Genomic DNA, 19,892 nt, shown 5'->3' with positions numbered 1-19,892 from the left:
TGTTATGATACAAGCAATGATAAATAAATTGGAAAGATTAGGAGTGTTTTTTGAATGAAAAAAATGGCTTTAGCAGCTGTAACAGCAGTAAGTGTTTTAACTCTTGGCGCATGCAGTAGCGGTGATAAAGATGTAATCGCAACAACAAAATCAGGAGATGTCACAAAAGGAGAACTTTATACAACTCTTAAGAAACAAGCAGGTGGAGATGCTCTAAACCTACTTGTTCAACAAAAGGTTCTTGCTGACAAATACAAAGTATCCGATAAAGAAATCGATAAGAAATTGGAAGAATATAAAAAGACACTTGGTGAAGATCGTTTAAAACAGCTTCAAGATGAATTCGGTAAAGATTACATCAAAGATCAAGTGAAATATGAGCTGCTGACTCAAAAGGCTGCCAAAGCTAACATCAAAATCACTGATAAAGAAGTCAAAGCGTATTACGATGACCTTAAAGGGAAAATCCGCGCAAGCCATATTTTAGTAGCTGATAAGAAAACAGCTGACGAAGTGGAAAAGAAATTAGATAAAGGTGAAAAATGGGATGCCCTTGTCTCTGAATATTCAACTGATACTGCTTCAGCTGCACAAGGCGGCGATGTAGGCTGGTTCGCAAAAGAAGGCCAAATGGACGAGAACTTCAGTAAGGCTGCTTTCAAACTAAAAGTAAATGAAATCAGTAAGCCAGTAAAATCCCAATTCGGCTACCATATCATTAAAAAGACCGAAGAACGTGGTAAATATGATGACATGAAAGCGGACTTGAAAAAAGAACTGCTTGACCAAAAACAAGCAGACACAAATGAAATCCAAAACATCTTAAACAAATTAGTAAAAGATGCTGATGTGAAAGTAAAAGATAAAGAGCTTGAAAAAACGTTCAAAGAAAAATCTGAACAGCCTGCACAAAATCAGCAGACTCAACAGTAATCACAAAAAACCCCTCTGCCATCATCGTGCAGAGGGGTTTTTGTATGACTAGATTAAGCAATCGAATGATCTTCATGTGCCGCAGTATCCTGTGATCTTTTCACCTGCTGATCCTGACGTCTGCGCTCTCTTTCCTGTTCCATTCGCTCGATAAAAATTTCTCCTTCCTTTTCAATAAAGGATTGATCAATTTCTTGCTCCTCTTTGGCTGTTGTCATTAATTTATACGCACAGAAAATAATGCCGATGATACAGGCATACACCCACCACGGAAAAAACAACATTTTTTCATCGCCTCCTTTTCTTAAGGACATTCCTCTCTTCCTTTGTGTTACATGCTTATGCGAAAAGAAGACAAGTTATGAAAAAAACGCCCGCATAAACGGACGTTTTGACATGATTATTCGTGATGGAAGGTTGGTTTATAAAACGAACGATTCTCAAGTGCAAAAATACGTTCTGTATATTCTCCTGGTTTCACATGCTCAAGCGCACGATCCATCATGTTCATTTTCGCATCTAAATTATCAATATAGTGGAGAATTTCAGCCTCTTTCACCATTGGTGGTTTCGGGCTGCCCCACTCTCCTTTTCCATGATGACTTAGGACTAAGTGCTGTAAAATGAGAATTTCTTCTGAATCAATGCTAAGCTCTTCCGCCGCTTTCGCAATTTCTGTCACCATGATGGAAATGTGGCCAATTAAATTCCCTTCCACTGTATATGTGGTAGAGACTGGACCTGAAAGCTCTTTTACTTTCCCTAAGTCATGAAGAATGATGCCTGAATATAAAAGATCTCGATCTAGTGATGGATATAGGTCAACAATGGATTTTGCTAAATGCAGCATGGACACGACGTGGTAGGCGAGTCCAGAGACAAATTCGTGATGATTTTTTGTCGCTGCTGGATAATCAGCAAATTCCTGTCCATATTTCTTCAGCAAATGCCTTGTAACACGCTGAATATTAGGGTTTTTCATATCAAAGATATATTGCATAATCGTATCCATCATATCGTGTTTTGGAATAGGAGCTGTTTCGAGAAAATCATCAATTCGAATTTGCTCGTTTTCAGCAACAGGGCGTATATTCCTAAGCTTCAGCTGATTCCTCCCGCGATAATGATGAATGTCGCCTACTACCTTCACGATGGTTTGCGGGCCATAGGTGATTTCATCATTCTGCTTTGCATCCCATAGTTTCGCCTCAATATCTCCACTTTGATCTTGAAGAATGAGCGTTAAAAATGGTTTGCCATTACTTGCAATCCCTTTAGTAGATGATTTAATTAATAAATGCAGGTCAACTTGTTCGCCGACATCATAGGTCATGATCCCTTTAGCCATTCAATAAAAGCTCCTTCCATGTTTCTGCTCATATAAGTATAACATAAGTCATTATTTGTCAATCATTCAACTGCTAAACTCGTAATCTGTCCATCTTCTGCTGCCTGCGCCATATGCTGATGACAGGTAAAATAAAACAGCTGTGTTTCAAAACGCGTGAGTTCATTCATCAACTCCAGCACTCTTCCTAGACGAACATGATCAAAATGAACGAAGCTGTCATCCATCATAAACGGAAGCTGACATTCCTGCTGATGCGACAAGGCGAGTGCAAAACGAATCGCAAGATAGACTTGTTCACATGTTGCCTGTGAGAGCTCTTCTGGGCGGAATATTCGTCCATCCAGCCTTTTCACGATCAGCCGGTCATCCTCGGGTGAAAATAAAATGGCTTCATATCGATCATTCGTTAACGGCTGAATAAAGCTTGAAGCTGTTTGCAGCAATGCTGGCAGCCTTGTTTCTTTATGCTCATTCAATTTTTCTCGAATGACGGAGCGGACAAGCTGAATTGCCGCCCATTTTTTCGCAAGGTGCTTTGCATGCTCCTGCTCAGCTGCAAGCTGATGAGTCAAATCAGACACCGTACCAGAAGCTTCTATTTGCCGGATTTCCACTGCTCGTTCTGCCAGGCGTTTTTCCATATTTGCCGCATTCGATTGTACGTTATTCAGGTGCTGCTTCGCTTCTGCACACTCTTCTTCAAGAAGACGCAATCCTTTGCGAACAATCGATTCTTCCTCATCAAAGCAGCCGCTTCTATGCAGCTCTTGATTCAGCTGCTGCAAATGGGAAAGCCGTTCCCGATATTCTTTCGATAAATGAGAAAGGATTTGGTAATCTTTTTTGGACTCTGCTTCTACTTGACGAAAAAGCGCGTCCATTTGTTTTTCGTAATAGTCAATTTCCCCTTCTAGCGTCGTGATCTGCTGTTTCACATGTTGAATCGATACATCCAATGTCTGACGTTCTTTTTCTCTTTTCGCCTCATCTTTCAATATCTCTTGAAAGGCCAAGATATTCTCTTGAATGGTGCCTTCCTTTCGTTGAAGAAGACTGCTTAACGCTTCCACTCTATGCTCATAATTGGATTGCTGGCCTAAAAGCTCGTCTATTTCCCGGCTAAGCTCCTCATATTCCGCTGTATCCGTTTTTAATTGCTTCAGAATAAGGAAGGCTTCTACAAGGAAAGAAAGCTCTGAGGACAAGCCCAGCTGTCTTTTCTTTTCCTCTACTTGCTGCTGGACAGGTTCCAGCTCCTTCTCCCAGTCTTCATATTGCCGGATAATCCTTTCGTACAAAAGCTCCTTCTGCCTCACAAGCGTTTCAGCTGAAGCTGCCTGCACTTGGAAGGAATCGAATGTTCCCACGCCGCTTCCCTGTTTCACCTGTGCCGATTTCAAAAATGGGTAAATAGCAAAGAAGACAAAAACAGAAAAACCTGCAAATAAGAAAGTAACCCACCACTCTGTTAAAAAGAAAAGGACAAGCAGAAATGCAGCATCAAACATCACCATCACAGGGAATAACCACGCCCGGGAATGAGCCTGTTTCTCTTTTGTTCTTGTTTCCCCAGTTTCCACTGTACTGTGCGATTTGGCCTGCTGTTCCTTTAATCCTTTTAAAGCGGTTTCCGCTTCTTCCAGCTCATGTCTTGCATGATCAAACCTGTCATCCAGCTGTGCCTTTCTGTCCATTAAACGAACATATTGGCTGACAGCCTCCTTTAATTCCCACTCAAATTCAAGGGAGTCGTCGATCTGGTCGAGCTTGACTGAACGCTGCCACTTCAGCTTCACTGCGGCTTCGTCCATTTTTTGTTTCAATGAATCACGTTCTGCTTTACATTCAGCTAAGCGATTTTTGACACGTTCAGCATGAGGAGATTCATCAACGACACGCTTCATCTCCAGTAACGTATCCTTGTCATGAAGCGGTTGAACTTGTGCCAACGTGGTTTGCAAATGATCTAATTTTTGCTTTAGTGCAGTCATTTGAGCCTTTTTCGGGTGAAGGTGTGATTCTAACTTATCCAATTCATGCTCTGTTTCTGATCTAAAGCGTTTGACTCGTTCTGGATAACGGGCTAATTCTTTTTTTAACTCCAGCTTCTTCTCTATCATGGGATAAAGTTGAATGTGTTCAGTTAGCTGCTGTATCTGTTCTTCTGTCTGCTTCATTTCCTTTTGAAGCGCTGCGATCGTCTCTATGAATTCAGAATGCTCCCGTTTCTTTTCTGTATAACGGCCTTCTGCCAATCTAGCTTGTTTCAGCTGGCCAGTCAGCTCTTTTAAACGATCAAGCTGCTGGTTTAATTCTGGCTTGCGTCCATTTGGTTTAAACAGCTGCTCCTGCTGCTTAAGCAGCCTGCTCTCCATCTTGGAGGCCGCATCTGAGCCAAATAAACTTGAGAAAAGAAGAAATTCACCGATTTGATCTTCGTTTAAGGCTTGGACATTTTGCAGTCCAAACACATCAAATGAGTAGATTGATTGGAATAATCTGCGATCCGTTCCCTTTAAAAGAGTCCGCAGAAATGCTTCGTCTTTCACTTCACCATTCGGTAAAAACACCTGTGCTTGACCGCCTCGATCGGACGATCTCTCAATGTGAATGACACCTAACTCCTCATCTAAGCAAGTGAGGGAGCCGCCATAGAAAGAACCTTGTTTCGACTTGTACATCTTGTTTTTTGAAAAACCAAATAACATCGACTCAATAAACGCCTTCAATGTCGTTTTCCCCGATTCATTCAGGCCGTAAACTAGCTGAAAACCGTCATCAGAAAAGTGAAAGGTTCGATTTGAAAATTTCCCAAAATTCGCTATATGGAGTGAACGTATTTTCATCATACCTCTCCTTTTCTCATAATTGCTTCAGCTGTTCCGTCAGCAGCCTTTGTGCTTCTTCTTTTATATCCACTTCATCCTCTTTTGTGAGCGCTTTTCCTGACTTTCTGTAGGTTGGGTGACGCTTGATAGGTGTAAGCAGCTCTTCATATGACTCAAACTGTGCAATTTCTGTAGTGAGTTCCTTCAAAAAAGAATCCTCTGGATAGATCACATCCTCATTTGTTCGGCAGTCAATTGACATCACCCAAACGAACACGTCTTCATCTTCCTCCTGCTCATGAAAAACAGTCATCAGCTCTTCGAGGACCTCAAGCTGTGTATGCTCAAAGTAAGAAGGCGCATCACCTATCAATTCAATTCTCACAAAATGAGGAATGCCTTCCTCTTTCAGCTCATTGATTTTGCCTTCCACAAGTGTGACAAGATCCGTCATATGAGCCGTTTCTGTGATGTCTATTGCCAGTGTCTCAAAGATGATATCTGCACAGCTGATAAAATCCGCTGTGTGAGAATCTTCAGAGAGGTGAATCAAGTAACAGCCTTTTTCTCCCGTTTCTTTTATATGTCTGCCCTGCACATTACCAGGATAAATAATATATGGATCTTCATGCAGAAGGGCTCTTTTATGTATATGTCCGAGCGCCCAATAATCAAAATCTTGTGAAAGGAGCTGCTGAAGCTGAAATGTGGCGTAGGCATCATGACCTTCTTGCCCGGCTAATGTGCCGTGAAGCATCCCAATGTGATAGGCAGCATCTGTCGTTTTGACATAATGAGATGTCATATTTTCATAGACAGCCCGCTCTTTGTAGCTAAACCCATATATGCTTGCGACTAGCTGATCCTCTCGATAATAGGAGTGCTCACTTGGTGTACTGCTCGAAAAGACATGTACATTCTCGGGCCACTCAATCGGTGTCCATTCACCGCCTAAATGATCATGATTCCCATAAATAATAAAAACTTCAATCCCATGTGTTTGCAGTCTTACAAACTGGTTTCTTAAAAAGAGCTGTGCTTTCAGGCTGCGATTGGATTCATCAAATAAATCTCCGCTCAGCAGCACAAAGTCTACTTCTCGCGCAACGGCAAGATCAAACATGTTCTTAGCACTTTGAAATGTACTTTCTTTGAGCCGCTTAAATATAGAATTAGGTATAGTCGACATTCCTGCAAATGGACTGTCTAAATGTAAATCTGCGGCATGAATAAAGGTGAGCTTAGTCAAACGTCTATCTCCTTGTCCGATACTGTCATTGTCCATATTTTATCATGCCATTTTTACGAATGCACGTTCTATCACTCTCATTCTACAAAACACATTTTTAAGGGCTAAAAAAGAGGTTTTGTCTTATTCCATGTTTAATTACATTAAAAACAGAGGAAAGGAAGATGAGGGATGGAGAAGACATACTTTTTAACCGTATTTGACCGGTCGGGTGAGACTTTATTAAATGAAAAAATCACAGCGGATAGTGACGAGAAGGCAAAGGAATTAGGACGTCATCGCTTAATGGAACAGCAATACACAAAACATTCCCATCGACTCGTTAATCAAGCAGGCAAGCTGCTTTTATTTGAACGTTAAAAAGCCGGCTTTCGCCGGCCCAGATTGTTGACAAAGGGCTAAAATGATCTTGATTTTAGCCCTTTGTCTTCTTTTCAGCGTGATAGAAAACCTTTGCAGCCCTAGGAAGGACGAGTACCGGAGCGGAGCGAATTTGACATTCGTGAGCACCGGAGCGCAGACCTGACACCGAATGCGAGGGTTTGTCTACACGCTGAGCCGGCTTTCGCCGGCCTTATGTTCATCTATGCTTTTTGAAAGACAGGTCGTCTTTTTTCTAAAAAGGCCTGTATACCTTCCTTGTGATCATGACTTTTTCTCAGTCTTGCCTGTGCTGCTCTCTCTTTTTGAAGAACTGCTAAGAGCTTTGATTCTGACTGCTGGAAATAGATCATCTTTGTTTCGATAAAGGCTTGAAGCGGCATGTTCATAAACGGTTTCACACACACTTTTTGGTACGCATCGACCTCTTCTTGGAACAGCCCGTCTGCAAGGTTCAGCTTTAACGCTTCTTCAGCCGGCAGCTTTTGTCCGCTCCAAATCAATTGTTTGGCGGTTTGCTCACTGACTCTTTTTGTGAGGAAAAAATGCCCCCCGCCATCTGGAATTAATCCTACCCCATTAAAATTCATGGCAAGTTTTGCATCGTGATGCATAAACAAGTAGTCACAGCTTAGGGCAAAGCTAAAAGCGAGGCCTGCTGCTGACCCGTGGATAAGCGCAATCGTCACTTTTTTCATACTAGCTAGTGAAAGTGTAATTCCCTCGATCAAATCCATCACACGATGGAAATCTTCTTCACTTTCCTGCTTAAGCATCATCCCAATATCTCCGCCTGCTGAAAATCCTTTTCCCTCTCCCTTGATGACAACGACTTTAGCACTGCTTTCCTCCGCTGCATCACATGCTTCTTTGAATTCAGCAAACATGTCCACATGAAACGAATTATAAGCTTCAGGCCTATTGAAAACGATTTCAAAAACATCCCCGTCTAACTGACAATTGATATATGTCATCATCCATCCCCCTTTTTGTTTAAAAGCTCATAACTTACTTCCATTTCCATCAAGTAAAACCTTTTTCTCTAAATAAAAAATTTCAAGATCAATTGATACTAAAATAAGCATAATCATTGAAACAAGAAATATATTTTTATATAGTAAAATAAGAAAGAAAATAAATTTGAAAGGAGGAGGATGATTGATCAGATGTTCCATCATGATATTGGTTAGCTTCATCGTCATGTTTTCTCCTTTTTCAAATGTCGTTTTTGCGTCACAAGCAGAAGCGAGCACACCTAGCCTGATTTCTCCATCCATCTATGATGAAGAAATCAATGCTGTGAAGACACCTTCATTTTCAAAAAAACATGCTTCATCCATTCTGCTGAAGGACAGATTATCAATGGCGGATGCCAAGACTTTTCTGCCAAAGCCTGCCCCATCAGCTGCATTATCCATTGATTTATGTTTTTTGGAAATGAAGTGTGCGATCCCCGTTATGTATCAATCTAATTACCTATACTGATTCATTTTATTTCATCCATATTTACTATACGAAAAACACAGCCTATCAAATTTGGAGGGATAAAATGAACATTAAAGAAAATGATCTTCCTGGGATCGGAAAGAAATTTGAAATTGAAACGAGAAATAGAGAAAAGATGACGATTGTGATTCATGATGATGGCAGACGGGAAATTTATCGTTTTGACGATGATGATCCAGATGAAGTGCTGTCTACCATTTCACTCGATGATGCTGAATCCCGGCAAATCGCTGCTATTATCGGCGGTATGGTGTATAAACCGCAGACACTAGAAACCATTGAAATGGCCTTCAATGACTTGATCATTGAATGGTTTAAGGTCGAAAAAGGTGCAAAAGCGGTAGGACATACACTCGGTGATTTAGATGTGAGACAAAATTATGAAGTCACCGTGATTGCGATCATTAAAGATACAAATGAAAAATTACTCAACCCTGGTGCCGATTCGATTATTCAAGCAAATGATACGATGGTCATTTCGGGCGAAAGAAAACACTTGAAGCGATTGGTACGTGATTTTCTTTCTAGAGGGGGAGAGTGATGAATGGATCATTTAGTCTTTGAAGTTGGGACGGCGCTTATTCTTATCGCCATCGCCAGCTTAATCGCCAATAAAATTAAATTTTCTATCATCCCTTTTCTCATTGTCCTCGGAATGATTGTTGGGCCGCATGCTCCAACTATCGGGATCATTGATTTAAAATTTATCGAAAGCACCGAGATTATTTCGTTTTTTGGCAGAATGGGCGTCCTGTTCCTGCTTTTCTATCTTGGACTTGAGTTCTCTGTCGGAAAACTCATTAAATCTGGTAAATCCATTGCAGTCGGCGGATCTATTTATATTTTGATCAACTTCAGCTTAGGACTGCTCTACGGTTTTATCACAGGGTTTGGATTCCTTGAGGTTCTCATTATGGCAGGAGTGATTACCATTTCATCCAGCGCCATTGTGGCCAAAGTCCTTGTCGATTTGAAACGGACGGCAAATCCTGAAACAGAGTTAATTCTAGGGATTATTATGTTTGAGGATATTTTCCTTGCCGTTTATTTATCCGTCGTATCAGGTCTTGTCCTAGGAGATGCCACTACTGTTGGCGGTGCCTTATTATCTATTTTAATCGCTTTTGGTTATATGATGCTTTTCTTTATCATTGCGCGAAAGCTGCCAAAACTATTAAACAAGTTGTTTGATATCCGTTCGAACGAAGTGTTCATCATTGTGATATTTGCGGCTTTGTTCTTTGTCGCTGGTTTCTCAGAAACGATTCATGTAGCAGAGGCTATTGGGGCTCTCTTACTTGGTCTTGTTTTCTCAGAAACAGAGCACTCTGACCGCATCGAGCACCTCGTGGTTCCGTTTAGAGATTTCTTTGGAGCAATGTTCTTTTTCAGCTTTGGTCTCAGTATTGATCCATTTACATTGGGTGATGCCTTCTGGCTTGCGATCGGCGCTGTGATGCTTACCTTAATTGGGAACTTCACTGCCGGAATGTTTGCTGGACGGAGAGCTGGATTTACTCATAAAGCCTCTTCTAATATTGGATTAACCATCGTATCGAGAGGAGAGTTTTCAATCATTGTTGCCGAGCTTGGCATTGCGGGCGGACTTGCCGCTACTTTGAAGCCCTTTGCTGCATTGTATGTCTTAATTCTTGCGATTTTAGGACCGCTCGTAACGAAAGAATCTAAGAAAATCTATCAAATCCTTAACAAAATCTTCAAATGGAAACCTGAAAAACCAAAAGTAAAAAAAGAAACGACGATCTAATAAAAAAGGGCCCTATGCTTGGGCCCTTTTTTATGTCTTATTCAAATTGCTGAAATGCAGTTTTTTGCTTGACTGGCGCTTCCTCGCCCCCACGAATGGTTTGAATCACTTTCTGGTTGCGGTAAATCGATAGTTTTAAATTGGTCGCCGCTGTTCCATGAGAATGATCAAGATTCGTGAATGTAAAGAAATGATTTGAGCGCTTGTCTTTGAACACAAGCCTGAAGTCGTCTGTCACTTTAAAATGCGCATCACTTTCCCATTCAATCAGAGGTTCATATGCGTCAAACCATTTAGGGATATTCGGTGTGTACCCTGTAGCTAATACGGCATGTTCTGCTGTTATGCTTTTTTCTTTCTTCAGCTGCCACTGTCTGAGGTGCAGCTCTAAGGGCTGCTGCTCTCCTATTTGAATCGCTTCAAGCTCAGTCATTGGCTGAATGATCACAGATGGCTCTTCACCTGAAACAGAGCGATGATACAATTCCTGATAAATGCGCGAAAGCGTCGATGCATCTATGCCATTTCTTAATCCTGTCAGCCTAGGCAATGTGTTCATACGTTCTTCATAAGGAAGCGAATGAAAATACTCGACATACTTTGGTGTAAAAAGCTCTTGGCCAAGCTCAGCCGTCTCCAGTTCTCTAAATTCACTAGAACGCGTAAACCACGAAAGCTGCTGGCCTTTCTTTTGATGCTGAAGCAGGTCTAAGAAAATTTCGGCTGCACTCTGCCCTGAACCGATCACCGCCACCGACTCAGCTTCGTGAAGTGATTTCTGCTGTTCTAAATAACGGCTGCTATGGGTCACATATGGGTATGCTGCTTCAGGCACATCGACCGGAATCATCGGTTTACTTCCTGTTCCAAGCACGACATGCTTTGCACGATACTCAGATAGTGAACCATCTTTCAATCGTCTGACTTTCACAAGGTAGCCTTCTTGGCAGTCCGTCACTTCTTCTACCTTCATCCCAAACTGACAGCTATCTAACTCTCCTGCAACCCATGATAAATACTCATTGAATTCTCTCCGCGGGATATCAAACTGTTCAAATGTATAGAAGCGGTGAAGTCTATTTGATTCATGTAAATAATTTAAAAAGGTATACCTGCTCCTTGGATTCGCCATTGTGACAAGGTCTGCTAAAAAGGAAACTTGTAAATCCGTTCCTTTGATCAGCATACCGGGATGCCAAGCAAACTCAGACTCCTGTTCAAAAAAACAGCATGAGACATCCTCATACTCCTCTAACAAAGCGGCCAATCCTAAATTGGCAGGCCCAACCCCAATTCCGATCACATCTATCATATGTACACCTGCTTTAACTTTTTATCACTTATATACCCTTTTACAAATGAAAAAAACACTGCGTCATCGCAGTGTTTAAACGTGAGAAACAAATAATGATTCAAGGAATTGAATTTTCTCTTCTGTATAGTGTTCATAGCGGTCATTATACGATTTTGGATCTTTTGGATTGGCATACTGTGTAATTTTCCCTGACCGTGGATCAATGAATTTACTTGCTGCACCGCACCCAATGCCAATGATTGTCTGTACTTCTTCCATGATAATGATATTATACAAGCTTTCCTGTCCATCTAATGAATACCCGACATTTTCGAGATTTCCCAAAATATTTTTTTGTCTATATAAATAATATGGGTAATAATGATGCGCTTTCGTCCAAGTGACCGCTTCATCCATCATACGTGTGATTTCTTCTCGGTCTGCTACTTGGTATTTCTCCTTATTGCGCGTCATTTCAGATGCTCTTTTAAAGGAAAGTGTATGCACAGTTAAAGATTCAGGCTTGAGTTCCTCAGTCTGCTGCAAGGAGTGCTGGAATTCTTTGAGCCCTTCTCCCGGCAATCCAATGATTAAGTCCATATTGATATTATTCATGCCGTACTGTCTTGATAAGTGATACTTTTCAATCGTTTCTTCCACACTATGATGCCGGCCAATAGCTTTTAGTGTTTCATTCTCATACGATTGCGGGTTAATGCTAATTCGGTCAATATTGTAGCGGTTTAGCACCTCTAGCTTATCAGGAGAAATCGTATCAGGACGCCCTGCTTCGACAGTTACTTCCCGTATATGCTTCACATCAGGGAACGAGCGATACATTTCTTCATACAGCAAATCCATTTCTTCCGCTGTGATGCTCGTTGGCGTGCCTCCGCCAAAGTAAACGGTCGTCACTTTGATCCCATGTTCTTTTAGCCATTCGCCCATTTTTTGCATTTCATAATGCAGACCAAACAAAAACGTTCCCACTCTACCAGCTTGTCCTTTAATGGCGTAAGCAGGGAACGTACAATAAGCACATTTTGTGGGGCAGAAAGGAATGCCGATATAAATACTCACTTCCTGCTGAAGGTCATACAGATCTGGGATGGCTTTAAGCTGACGGTCGACAATCTCCTGCATCAAATTGATTTTTTCATCATGAATCAAGTAATCACGCTTTAATGTCGCATGTGCATCTTCCTTTGACATGCCTTCTCTCAGCATCTTATGAAGCAATTTCGTAGGACGTATTCCTGTGAGAATCCCCCACTTTTGTGTCATTCCTGTGTGCTCCTGAAGCAAGTGTAAATAAACAGACAGCACTGTGTTTTTGATTTGCTTCCAGCGCTCCTTATCGTTTAAGTTCTTTGGGAGATCCCGTGAAAAACGACTGGTGATATCTGATCCATCGATATAGCCAGACGCTTCCACCATGCCATTTTCTTCCTTCCAACTAAATTCAATGACCAAACCATCATTAAATTCACTTGGTTCAAATATCACTTCACTATCTTCTTCAAATAAATTGGCTATATTGACAAGCGGGCGATGAAATCGTTCATCTGACAGCCCTTTAATTAAAATTCGCATCATATCACCTTTATCTTCAAACTTGTTTCATTTTACAAAATTCATGTAGGAAAAGCAATGAAGGGAACAGACGAAGGCCCTGTCATTTCTTGATTGACAGGGCCTTCACTGTATTATCTTTTAATATCAAATTGATGTAAAAATCCTTCTCTTTGCTGCATTCTAAAGTATTCCTTGATCATATATGCCACACCCTGTTCATCGTGCGAGCGGGTCACCCAATCGGCTTTGCGCTTGACATCATTGGGAGAATTTCCCATAGCAACGCCTAAACCAGCCAATTCAAGCATTGGAATATCATCTGTTCCATGTCCAATAACGACCGTATCTTCTAAAGTAAAACCGAGTGCAGAGGTTAAGAGAGAAAGTCCCGCTTCTTTCGAAACCCCTTTGCAGACAATATTCATTTTCTCATCACTGATCCTAATAAGATCAACAGATGGGAATGCTTGTTGAATGGTCCTGTGAATCTCAGGCTGAAGCTCCGCTGTCGAATATACTTCAATCACTGGTGTACTGACCGGTTCATCCATCAGCATATCACTTAACGATTCAACAAACTGAACGGGATAGAAAATTGGATCAGACGGATGAATGAGCGTCTTTCCCATCAGCTGAGACTGCGTTTTTTTCCGGTTGCCGATCGAGAATTTTTCATGCAGCAAGCGGACATTACAATCGAAGCTTTCAAGGATTTGCACAAGATTAAATGTCTTTTCTTCCGTTAATTTTTTCACATGAAGCGGCTCATCGAGTTTATCCGCGATAAATGCACCACTATGCGTCACAAGGGTTGATGTTGGAATCTTCAACGCCTTGGCAATTTTTTGAGCGGAACGAAAATGCCGGTTGGTGACAATCGTCACGTAAACCCCTTTTTTCTTTACATATTCCACAGCTTCTTTTGTAGCGGAATGGATTTTACCATTGGAACGAAGTAACGTCCCATCTATATTGAGTGCAAGTAGTTTTTTTGACACTGAGGCATCCCCCTTCTTGATGACTGTACTTACGATGAGGATATGCCCTAGCTTGGCGCTTTAGAACATGCAGTTGAAAGAGCCACAGGTTATGAATGATTGATAAATAAAAAAAGCCTACCCCTAGGCTTTTTTTTTATGTATGGTTTGGATGCGTTACAATGGAGTGATGAAGCTCCCCATGATCCCCTTATCTTTCACACACCAAAGCATTGCTTATATCAGATCCCCTTATGCTTTGCGTTTCTCCCAGAAGCGCTTCTCTCTCGTTTGGCTCACTGCCTTAAATCCCAAGTGAAACGCACCCAATTGTCCCTTGAGAGCGCCTTTTTGAAAGCACTTTCAATATAAGTATTATCGCAGAATTTATGTGCTTCGACAACCTTTTTTTAAAAGATATTGAGGAGAAAAGATAAAACAAAAAAGGGCGAATGACATCGCCCTTTCCATTAGTTTTCTTCTGGATTCCCATAAAGCTCTTCAAGTGGCTTCATGATAATTTTATTTAATTCACCGATAAGAACACTCACACGTTGTTCCGCTTCCATCAACTGAGAGATTTTGTCGTGCTGCTGAACAAGCGCAACTGTTTTTTGAGCTTGCTCCACTTCTTCTTGTGTGATCTCTTGACCAGTCATTTGTTTTTGTTGAAGGTTTACTTGAATGTCACGGAAGTTCTCAAACATTCTTTTAGAGGACTCATCCGCGTTTACCTCATCATAAAGATTTCTTAAAGTTGAATATTCTTCGCTATGACGCAATGCTTTTTCAAGGTCATATGCAACATCGTAAAGATTTACAGACATGTTATGTCTCCTTTCTATCCGTTATCACCGATATGATCGGCGGACACCACTCCACTATAACAAACTATGGCTTTCGTTTCACATATATACAATGAATTCATTAAAATTTCTTTAGCTTGTCTTAGAATAGAGCCACAAAAACAGCCTGGATAGCACCAATCATCCCGCCTAAAAGACCGCCTAGAAATGTAATCATTTTCAGCTCCTTATTGGAGATGCTGACTACTAGCTCTTCCATTTTTTCAAGCGGGAAAAGTTCAATTTGTTCACGAATGATATCTTCAAATTGCAGCTTAGCAAGCAGACCCTCTAAAGCATTTGAAGCCGCTCCGATCCCCTTATCAATCAACACTGGCGCAAAGTGTGTTTTAAGATCATCCGCGACAGCACTGACGTATATCCCAACAGGTTTGTCTAATATCAGCTTTGTAGAGAAATGAGAAAGCAATTGATTTTTCACACTAAAAATAAGTTCCTTCACATTCCATTTTTCATCAAGCTCATGAAGAGAAAATTGCTTCACCTTGTCCCATTCTTGAACAAGCAAATCGGATAAAAATCTTTTTGTTTCTGCGTTTCTTAAAAACTTGATGATTTCGGGATGTACACGATCAATTAAGCTTGAATTCCCTAGAAACATTTGGACCATACTGCCAAGCATTCCCCGTTCTTTTAAGAAATCATCAATCATATTGCCTAGCCTTGCTTTGCCTTCATCACTTTCAAAATAATGAATGCCTCTCTTTAAAATATAATCTGCTGCATTTGGAATTTTCGATGATATTTTGTTTTCCACTTCTACAGGGAGCAATTCAGATAAAGTTTGCTGGTTATAAGTTTCAAGCAGTGACTTGAGCTTCTGATCAGACCACTGATGGAGCCATTTATCTGCTTTGACATCAGCCTCTGTAACGCCGAATCTTTCTAGCAGGGAGAATACGGTTATCTCCATATTTGCGCCTTTGTCAATATATCGATGGACTGTACGCAGGATCTCTTGCTTTGCCTCGGATGATTCAAATCGCTTTTGAATACCTTCTGGCGTGAGCAAATGCTCCATAACCATGACACCAACCTGCTTGGCTACTTCGTCTCTTCTTTTAGGGATAAGCCCTGGTGTAAATGGAAGCTGTTTTCCGAATAAGTAATATGGCTTATAAGGCCGAAAAAGCATTTTAATTGCAAGATGGTTTGTCGCTGCTCCTATGACTGCGCCGATAACAATCATAAAGATAAACGTTGTGAATATATTCAAAGTCGTCATCTACCTTTCAAACAACACCCGATGTTTATTGTTTTGATCTATACGTATTATAGTTGTTGTCAAGTTTCCAAGCAAATGAAGTATGCAGCGAGACATATGATCAAGCGATCTGTCGTAATGATAAAGGAGCGCAAGCTTTAAGTAAAATCATAAAAAAACGTTTTTGTGATGGTAAAAAAAGAAGTTGAAAAGAAGGTGTTTTTTAATGACAACATTAGGTATTGTAACCCTTTCTCCGCAGTATGAAGAGGCATTTACACGTCAGCTCGCCAAAGCTGCCTCTTCTTATCATTTAAAGGTTGTTCGTTTTACACCACTTGATTTAAAGCCGGCTTCAAATTTGATACAAGGTCAAACATATATGAATGACCAAGGGTTTGCCGACGCACAGTTTCCGATTCCCGATTTGATTTACGATCGATGTCTTTACCGGCATGACGCACAATCTAAAAAAGCAAAACCCATCATGGAATGGCTAAAAAAGTATCCAAAAACAGATTTTTTGAATACCGGCATTTCAAATAAAATGGTGCTATTTGAACAGCTCCGCCTCCTCTCTGCTTTACAGCCATATTTACCTGGCTGCTCTTTATTAAAAGAGCCCTCAGATCTGATCAATATGGTAAGGGAGTGCGGGGCTGGCGGTTATTATAGAATGCAGCCTCTCTCCCAGCAGCATGCAGCATCTACTTACTTCATTTCCTTTGATGGCAAGTCAACATTCACCGTTCAGCTAAGTTCCAATCAAACCATTACATTTTCTCGGGCGTCAGAGATGGAGCGCTGGTGCAAAAAATATGCAGGCCGGTATTTCCTTCAATTTTTCAACACGAGTGATCAAAAAGAACCTTTATTTAATGAAATCAGGATTTTTCTTATGAAAGATTCACAAAATCAATGGAAACGCATGGGGATTCACACAAAATCACCTGCAGAAAATAGTCTTTTAAGTTATACACAAAAATCGGATCCTGTGATAGGCTTTGAACACTATCTACATACATTGCAGCCACACATCAAGGAGCTCCTTTTAGATGATATTGCATCCATTCAGGCATCAATTCCAGCTTATATAGATAAAACGTACTCTCCTTGCTTTGAATTCGCAGTAGACTTACTTCATACAAGTGAAGGCAGGCTGTTCATATCAAATGTCAGATCAAAGCCAGGACGGTCCGCTTTTTTAAAAGTTTACCCTGAAAAGGAACATCAATTGATTCGTACCATTCTTGAACATGCGCAATCGATGATGTCTCAACCGAAGGAGGTTTCTTATGAACAAAAATCGCTGCATCATCGCCCCACACCTCACAAGTGAAAAAACAATTCATCTTCCAGACCATTATAAACAGAAAGAGGCCATCTATTCTCTTGCTCTAGGGTCTCGTTTAGTTGATGGCTTCAACATTTCCTATCATCAGCATCCAAAGAAAATATTATTATCTGAAGATCTATACAGAGATTTACTGATTCCTTACCAATCAAAAGCTGATGTGATCATCATTGACCATACACTTTTTATAGGGCCGTTGATGGGCATTTTCACTGCAGGTTTTGAGCAAAGCACGCAGCCATTAGGAACAAGATCACAATTCTTTATCAAACTGCTGAATTCTTTCAGACAGCATGCTGGTTTTGCCTATCTTTTTGGGTCACATTCTATTGATTGGGAAAAAGGAATTGTAGAAGGATTGTTGTACCAGCAAGGTTCATGGGTTAAAAAACAGCTTCCACTGCCGTCAGTCATTTATGACCGTCTTCCAAATAGAAAAGCTGCTCAGTCAGCACTCATTCAAGAAACGAAGCGAAAACTCACCCAAGACTATAATATCCCTTGGTTCAACCCTTACTTTTTTAATAAATGGGAGATTCATGAACAGCTATTAACAGATGAAAAAACATGGTCCTTTCTCCCACATTCTGTACAATTAGATCCCATGGACGCTCTAAGTAAAATTGAAACACTTCTCCACCTGCATCAAGTTATATACTTAAAACCGACGAATGGAAGTCATGGAGACGGTATTTATCGGTTAAAAAAGGAAAATCACGGAATCACTGTATGCTCAAATTTTGGAAGGGCTATTCCATATGATTCAATAGATCAGTTTGTTCAAAGGCTGCGAAAAGATCATGCAATTCATGATTTTATTGCACAACAAGGCATTGAGCTTCTTCAAATAGACAATCAGCCGATGGATTTCAGAGTTCATACGAATAAAAATAAAGACGGTGATTGGACAGTCACAGCAGCAGCAGCAAAAATTTCTGGAGATCACACCATCACAACTCACCAGTTACACGGCGGAACGGTGAAAACACTTTATGCTGTCTTTCCAGAAGAAAAGAAACGTTTGCAGATTTTACATCAGCTTTCTCATACTGCCATCACGCTTAGCCAAGTAATAGATAAAAAAATGACCGGGCATATTGGTGAAATCGGTTTTGACTTAGGCATTGATCAAACAGGCGCCATTTGGATGTTTGAGGCCAATTCTCGCCCTGGCCGAGAGATTTTCCAGCATGTCTCTCTGAAAAAATCAGAATGGCTGATCGGGAAAAGAATCATGGATTTCGCATCTTACCTTTCAGAAACGGCACTCACCACTTCAGATCACGCGAACGTCTACTGACTACATTTTTGCCACATGTCGTGCTCTTAAATTTATGCTTTTTCTATGCTCTTTTCATGAGATGAGATACAATAAAATCAAGTTCAAGGTTGTTTCCGTGTTGTCGTGTTTGTTTATTGTTTCATCAATAAAAGCAAGGAGGCAATGATGATATGATTTCTCATTTTCAATGGAAACCTCTTTTTAAAAAAGCACAATTGCCAGGCTGGAAAATATCCTTTTTCCACAATGGTGCGCATTATGAAGGCATCTACCACAAAACAGGTGACATTGAATGGGGCTCTCAGCTTCCGCCCCATGAAGTTGAACCAACCTTAAAAGAAGAAATCCACGAATTAATGCTATTCCATGTCTATGATTAAACTGTTTAAGGAGCCCCGCCATGTTAGAAAAATTAAAACTTGTTTACGGAGACCATATCATCAGTACACCTACTCATGACAAACAAATTCTTTGGTATCAAACAGACGAAGGCGAAATATTTGGAGTAGACAAATCGGAGATTACAGCAAGAGAAACACTACTTCTCAACTCTTTTCTTACACCGATTGATCTATTTCAAAAAGCGCATACCGAGGGTGAACAAAGATGGTTCAGCTATCTTTTTGAAAACAAACCACTAACTGTCCAACATCCCGTCCGTGTTTATTATTTTCAAATGATCCATCAAGAGGAACAAAGACAGCAAATAAAAGAGGCTGTGAATAACAGCCTCGAACATACTCATTTCATATGGACAGGCCCTGAAACAGCTATGCTGATTCAACCAAACGCTACATCAGAAAATAGTCAATTAGATCAATTAAATGATTTGTCTCTGGCCATTACAAGTGATTTTTTAACAGACTCAGTCTTTATACAAGGGCAGCTGCATTTGCCAAATGACCATTTACAGATGAGATTATTAAATGAACAACAGCTCTTTGTATGCCACATGCAGCGAGAAAAGCTTAGATCAGGGGTTGCCACATTTTATCAATGCCTACCATCGTTCATTTGTTATGATGCATCTGTCCTCTCTCATGCTATATCAGATGCTTTTAAAGAAGCGATTGTTGACCGAGATGTTTACCGCACTCTCATGACCTATATGCAATGTAATTTAAACGCATCCAAAGCAGCAAAAGCATTATATGTTCACAGAAACAGTCTTCAATATCGAATTGATAAATTTATTGAGCGCACTGGGCTAGATATACGACATTTTTCAGAAGCATCGGCTGCTTATTTAATGATGACTCTACTCGATCTTTCATAAAAAACGAAGGTATGAGCATCCTGCCCAAAAATGAAAATAGGATGTTGT

19 protein-coding genes are annotated in these 19,892 nt (G+C 40.6%); 9 read left to right on the top strand and 10 right to left on the bottom strand.

Annotated features, from left to right (window positions below; genetic code table 11):
• Positions 1-54 precede the first annotated feature (54 nt).
• Positions 55-933: a peptidylprolyl isomerase gene (locus tag NST59_RS05040; RefSeq protein ID WP_039177572.1), complete on the top strand. Its 879-nt coding sequence runs from the start codon at positions 55-57 to the stop codon at positions 931-933.
• A gap of 53 nt (positions 934-986) precedes the next feature.
• Here the strand turns inward: NST59_RS05040 and NST59_RS05035 are convergent, their stop codons facing one another.
• The 4 genes from NST59_RS05035 to NST59_RS05020 form a co-directional block, all read right to left on the bottom strand.
• Entirely contained in the window at positions 987-1,217 is a 231-nt protein-coding gene (locus NST59_RS05035; RefSeq protein ID WP_041089925.1) for a sporulation YhaL family protein, read from the bottom strand.
• A gap of 116 nt (positions 1,218-1,333) precedes the next feature.
• Complete coding sequence (yhaM, locus tag NST59_RS05030; protein ID WP_024425447.1) at positions 1,334-2,281, bottom strand: 3'-5' exoribonuclease YhaM; 948 nt, start codon at positions 2,279-2,281, stop codon at positions 1,334-1,336.
• Positions 2,282-2,343: 62 nt separating this feature from the next.
• Positions 2,344-5,130, bottom strand: coding sequence for an ATP-binding protein (locus NST59_RS05025; RefSeq protein WP_341040336.1), 2,787 nt, complete (start codon positions 5,128-5,130; stop codon positions 2,344-2,346).
• 16 nt (positions 5,131-5,146) lie between these two features.
• Positions 5,147-6,361 (bottom strand): metallophosphoesterase family protein, encoded by a 1,215-nt coding sequence (locus tag NST59_RS05020; RefSeq protein WP_341040334.1) that lies wholly within the window; start codon positions 6,359-6,361, stop codon positions 5,147-5,149.
• Positions 6,362-6,532: 171 nt separating this feature from the next.
• Between NST59_RS05020 and NST59_RS05015 the strand changes: the two genes are divergently transcribed.
• Entirely contained in the window at positions 6,533-6,721 is a 189-nt protein-coding gene (locus tag NST59_RS05015) for a YhzD family protein (protein ID WP_047202901.1), read from the top strand.
• 224 nt (positions 6,722-6,945) lie between these two features.
• On the opposite strand, the gene NST59_RS05010 is transcribed toward NST59_RS05015, so the two are convergent.
• Positions 6,946-7,716, bottom strand: coding sequence for an enoyl-CoA hydratase (locus tag NST59_RS05010; protein WP_186321651.1), 771 nt, complete (start codon positions 7,714-7,716; stop codon positions 6,946-6,948).
• A 184-nt stretch (positions 7,717-7,900) separates the two neighbouring features.
• Here NST59_RS05010 and NST59_RS05005 point away from each other — a divergent pair, with 184 nt between their 5' ends.
• The 3 genes from NST59_RS05005 to NST59_RS04995 all read left to right on the top strand — a co-directional run bounded on the left by NST59_RS05005 (position 7,901) and on the right by NST59_RS04995 (position 10,016).
• Positions 7,901-8,227, top strand: a complete 327-nt coding sequence (locus NST59_RS05005; RefSeq protein ID WP_231730827.1) for a potassium:proton antiporter — start codon at positions 7,901-7,903, stop codon at positions 8,225-8,227.
• Positions 8,228-8,291: 64 nt separating this feature from the next.
• Entirely contained in the window at positions 8,292-8,789 is a 498-nt protein-coding gene (locus NST59_RS05000; RefSeq protein WP_144516494.1) for a cation:proton antiporter regulatory subunit, read from the top strand.
• A 3-nt stretch (positions 8,790-8,792) separates the two neighbouring features.
• Entirely contained in the window at positions 8,793-10,016 is a 1,224-nt protein-coding gene (locus tag NST59_RS04995) for a cation:proton antiporter (RefSeq protein ID WP_059375305.1), read from the top strand.
• A gap of 37 nt (positions 10,017-10,053) precedes the next feature.
• On the opposite strand, the gene NST59_RS04990 is transcribed toward NST59_RS04995, so the two are convergent.
• From NST59_RS04990 to NST59_RS04970, 5 genes are all read right to left on the bottom strand, one after another.
• Positions 10,054-11,328, bottom strand: coding sequence for a lysine N(6)-hydroxylase/L-ornithine N(5)-oxygenase family protein (locus NST59_RS04990; RefSeq protein ID WP_144464947.1), 1,275 nt, complete (start codon positions 11,326-11,328; stop codon positions 10,054-10,056).
• A gap of 75 nt (positions 11,329-11,403) precedes the next feature.
• Positions 11,404-12,903 (bottom strand): coproporphyrinogen III oxidase, encoded by a 1,500-nt coding sequence (locus tag NST59_RS04985; protein ID WP_039177547.1) that lies wholly within the window; start codon positions 12,901-12,903, stop codon positions 11,404-11,406.
• A gap of 113 nt (positions 12,904-13,016) precedes the next feature.
• Positions 13,017-13,883 (bottom strand): Cof-type HAD-IIB family hydrolase, encoded by an 867-nt coding sequence (locus NST59_RS04980; RefSeq protein WP_144490873.1) that lies wholly within the window; start codon positions 13,881-13,883, stop codon positions 13,017-13,019.
• A 449-nt stretch (positions 13,884-14,332) separates the two neighbouring features.
• Positions 14,333-14,689, bottom strand: coding sequence for a YlbF family regulator (locus NST59_RS04975; protein ID WP_024425750.1), 357 nt, complete (start codon positions 14,687-14,689; stop codon positions 14,333-14,335).
• Positions 14,690-14,810: 121 nt separating this feature from the next.
• On the bottom strand, positions 14,811-15,944 hold the full coding sequence (locus NST59_RS04970; RefSeq protein WP_039177542.1) for a DUF445 domain-containing protein: 1,134 nt from the start codon (positions 15,942-15,944) through the stop codon (positions 14,811-14,813).
• Positions 15,945-16,158: 214 nt separating this feature from the next.
• Here NST59_RS04970 and NST59_RS04965 point away from each other — a divergent pair, with 214 nt between their 5' ends.
• From NST59_RS04965 to NST59_RS04950, 4 genes are all read left to right on the top strand, one after another.
• Complete coding sequence (locus tag NST59_RS04965; RefSeq protein ID WP_039177539.1) at positions 16,159-17,271, top strand: YheC/YheD family protein; 1,113 nt, start codon at positions 16,159-16,161, stop codon at positions 17,269-17,271.
• The gene (locus NST59_RS04960) at positions 17,228-18,586 is read left to right on the top strand and encodes a YheC/YheD family endospore coat-associated protein (protein ID WP_064498252.1); all 1,359 of its coding nucleotides are present in this window, start codon (positions 17,228-17,230) and stop codon (positions 18,584-18,586) included. The genes NST59_RS04965 and NST59_RS04960 overlap by 44 nt, the downstream gene beginning before the upstream one ends.
• A gap of 152 nt (positions 18,587-18,738) precedes the next feature.
• Complete coding sequence (locus tag NST59_RS04955; protein WP_003211787.1) at positions 18,739-18,948, top strand: YheE family protein; 210 nt, start codon at positions 18,739-18,741, stop codon at positions 18,946-18,948.
• A 20-nt stretch (positions 18,949-18,968) separates the two neighbouring features.
• A complete protein-coding gene (locus NST59_RS04950) occupies positions 18,969-19,844 on the top strand; it encodes a helix-turn-helix domain-containing protein (protein ID WP_039177533.1) in 876 nt (291 codons plus the stop codon).
• Positions 19,845-19,892 lie beyond the last annotated feature (48 nt).

The organism is Bacillus sp. FSL R5-0439 (assembly GCF_038008805.1).
Lineage (GTDB): Bacteria > Bacillota > Bacilli > Bacillales > Bacillaceae > Bacillus > Bacillus safensis.
Note: the sequence above shows the minus strand (reverse complement) of the source record. Positions and strands in the feature narration are given on the sequence as shown.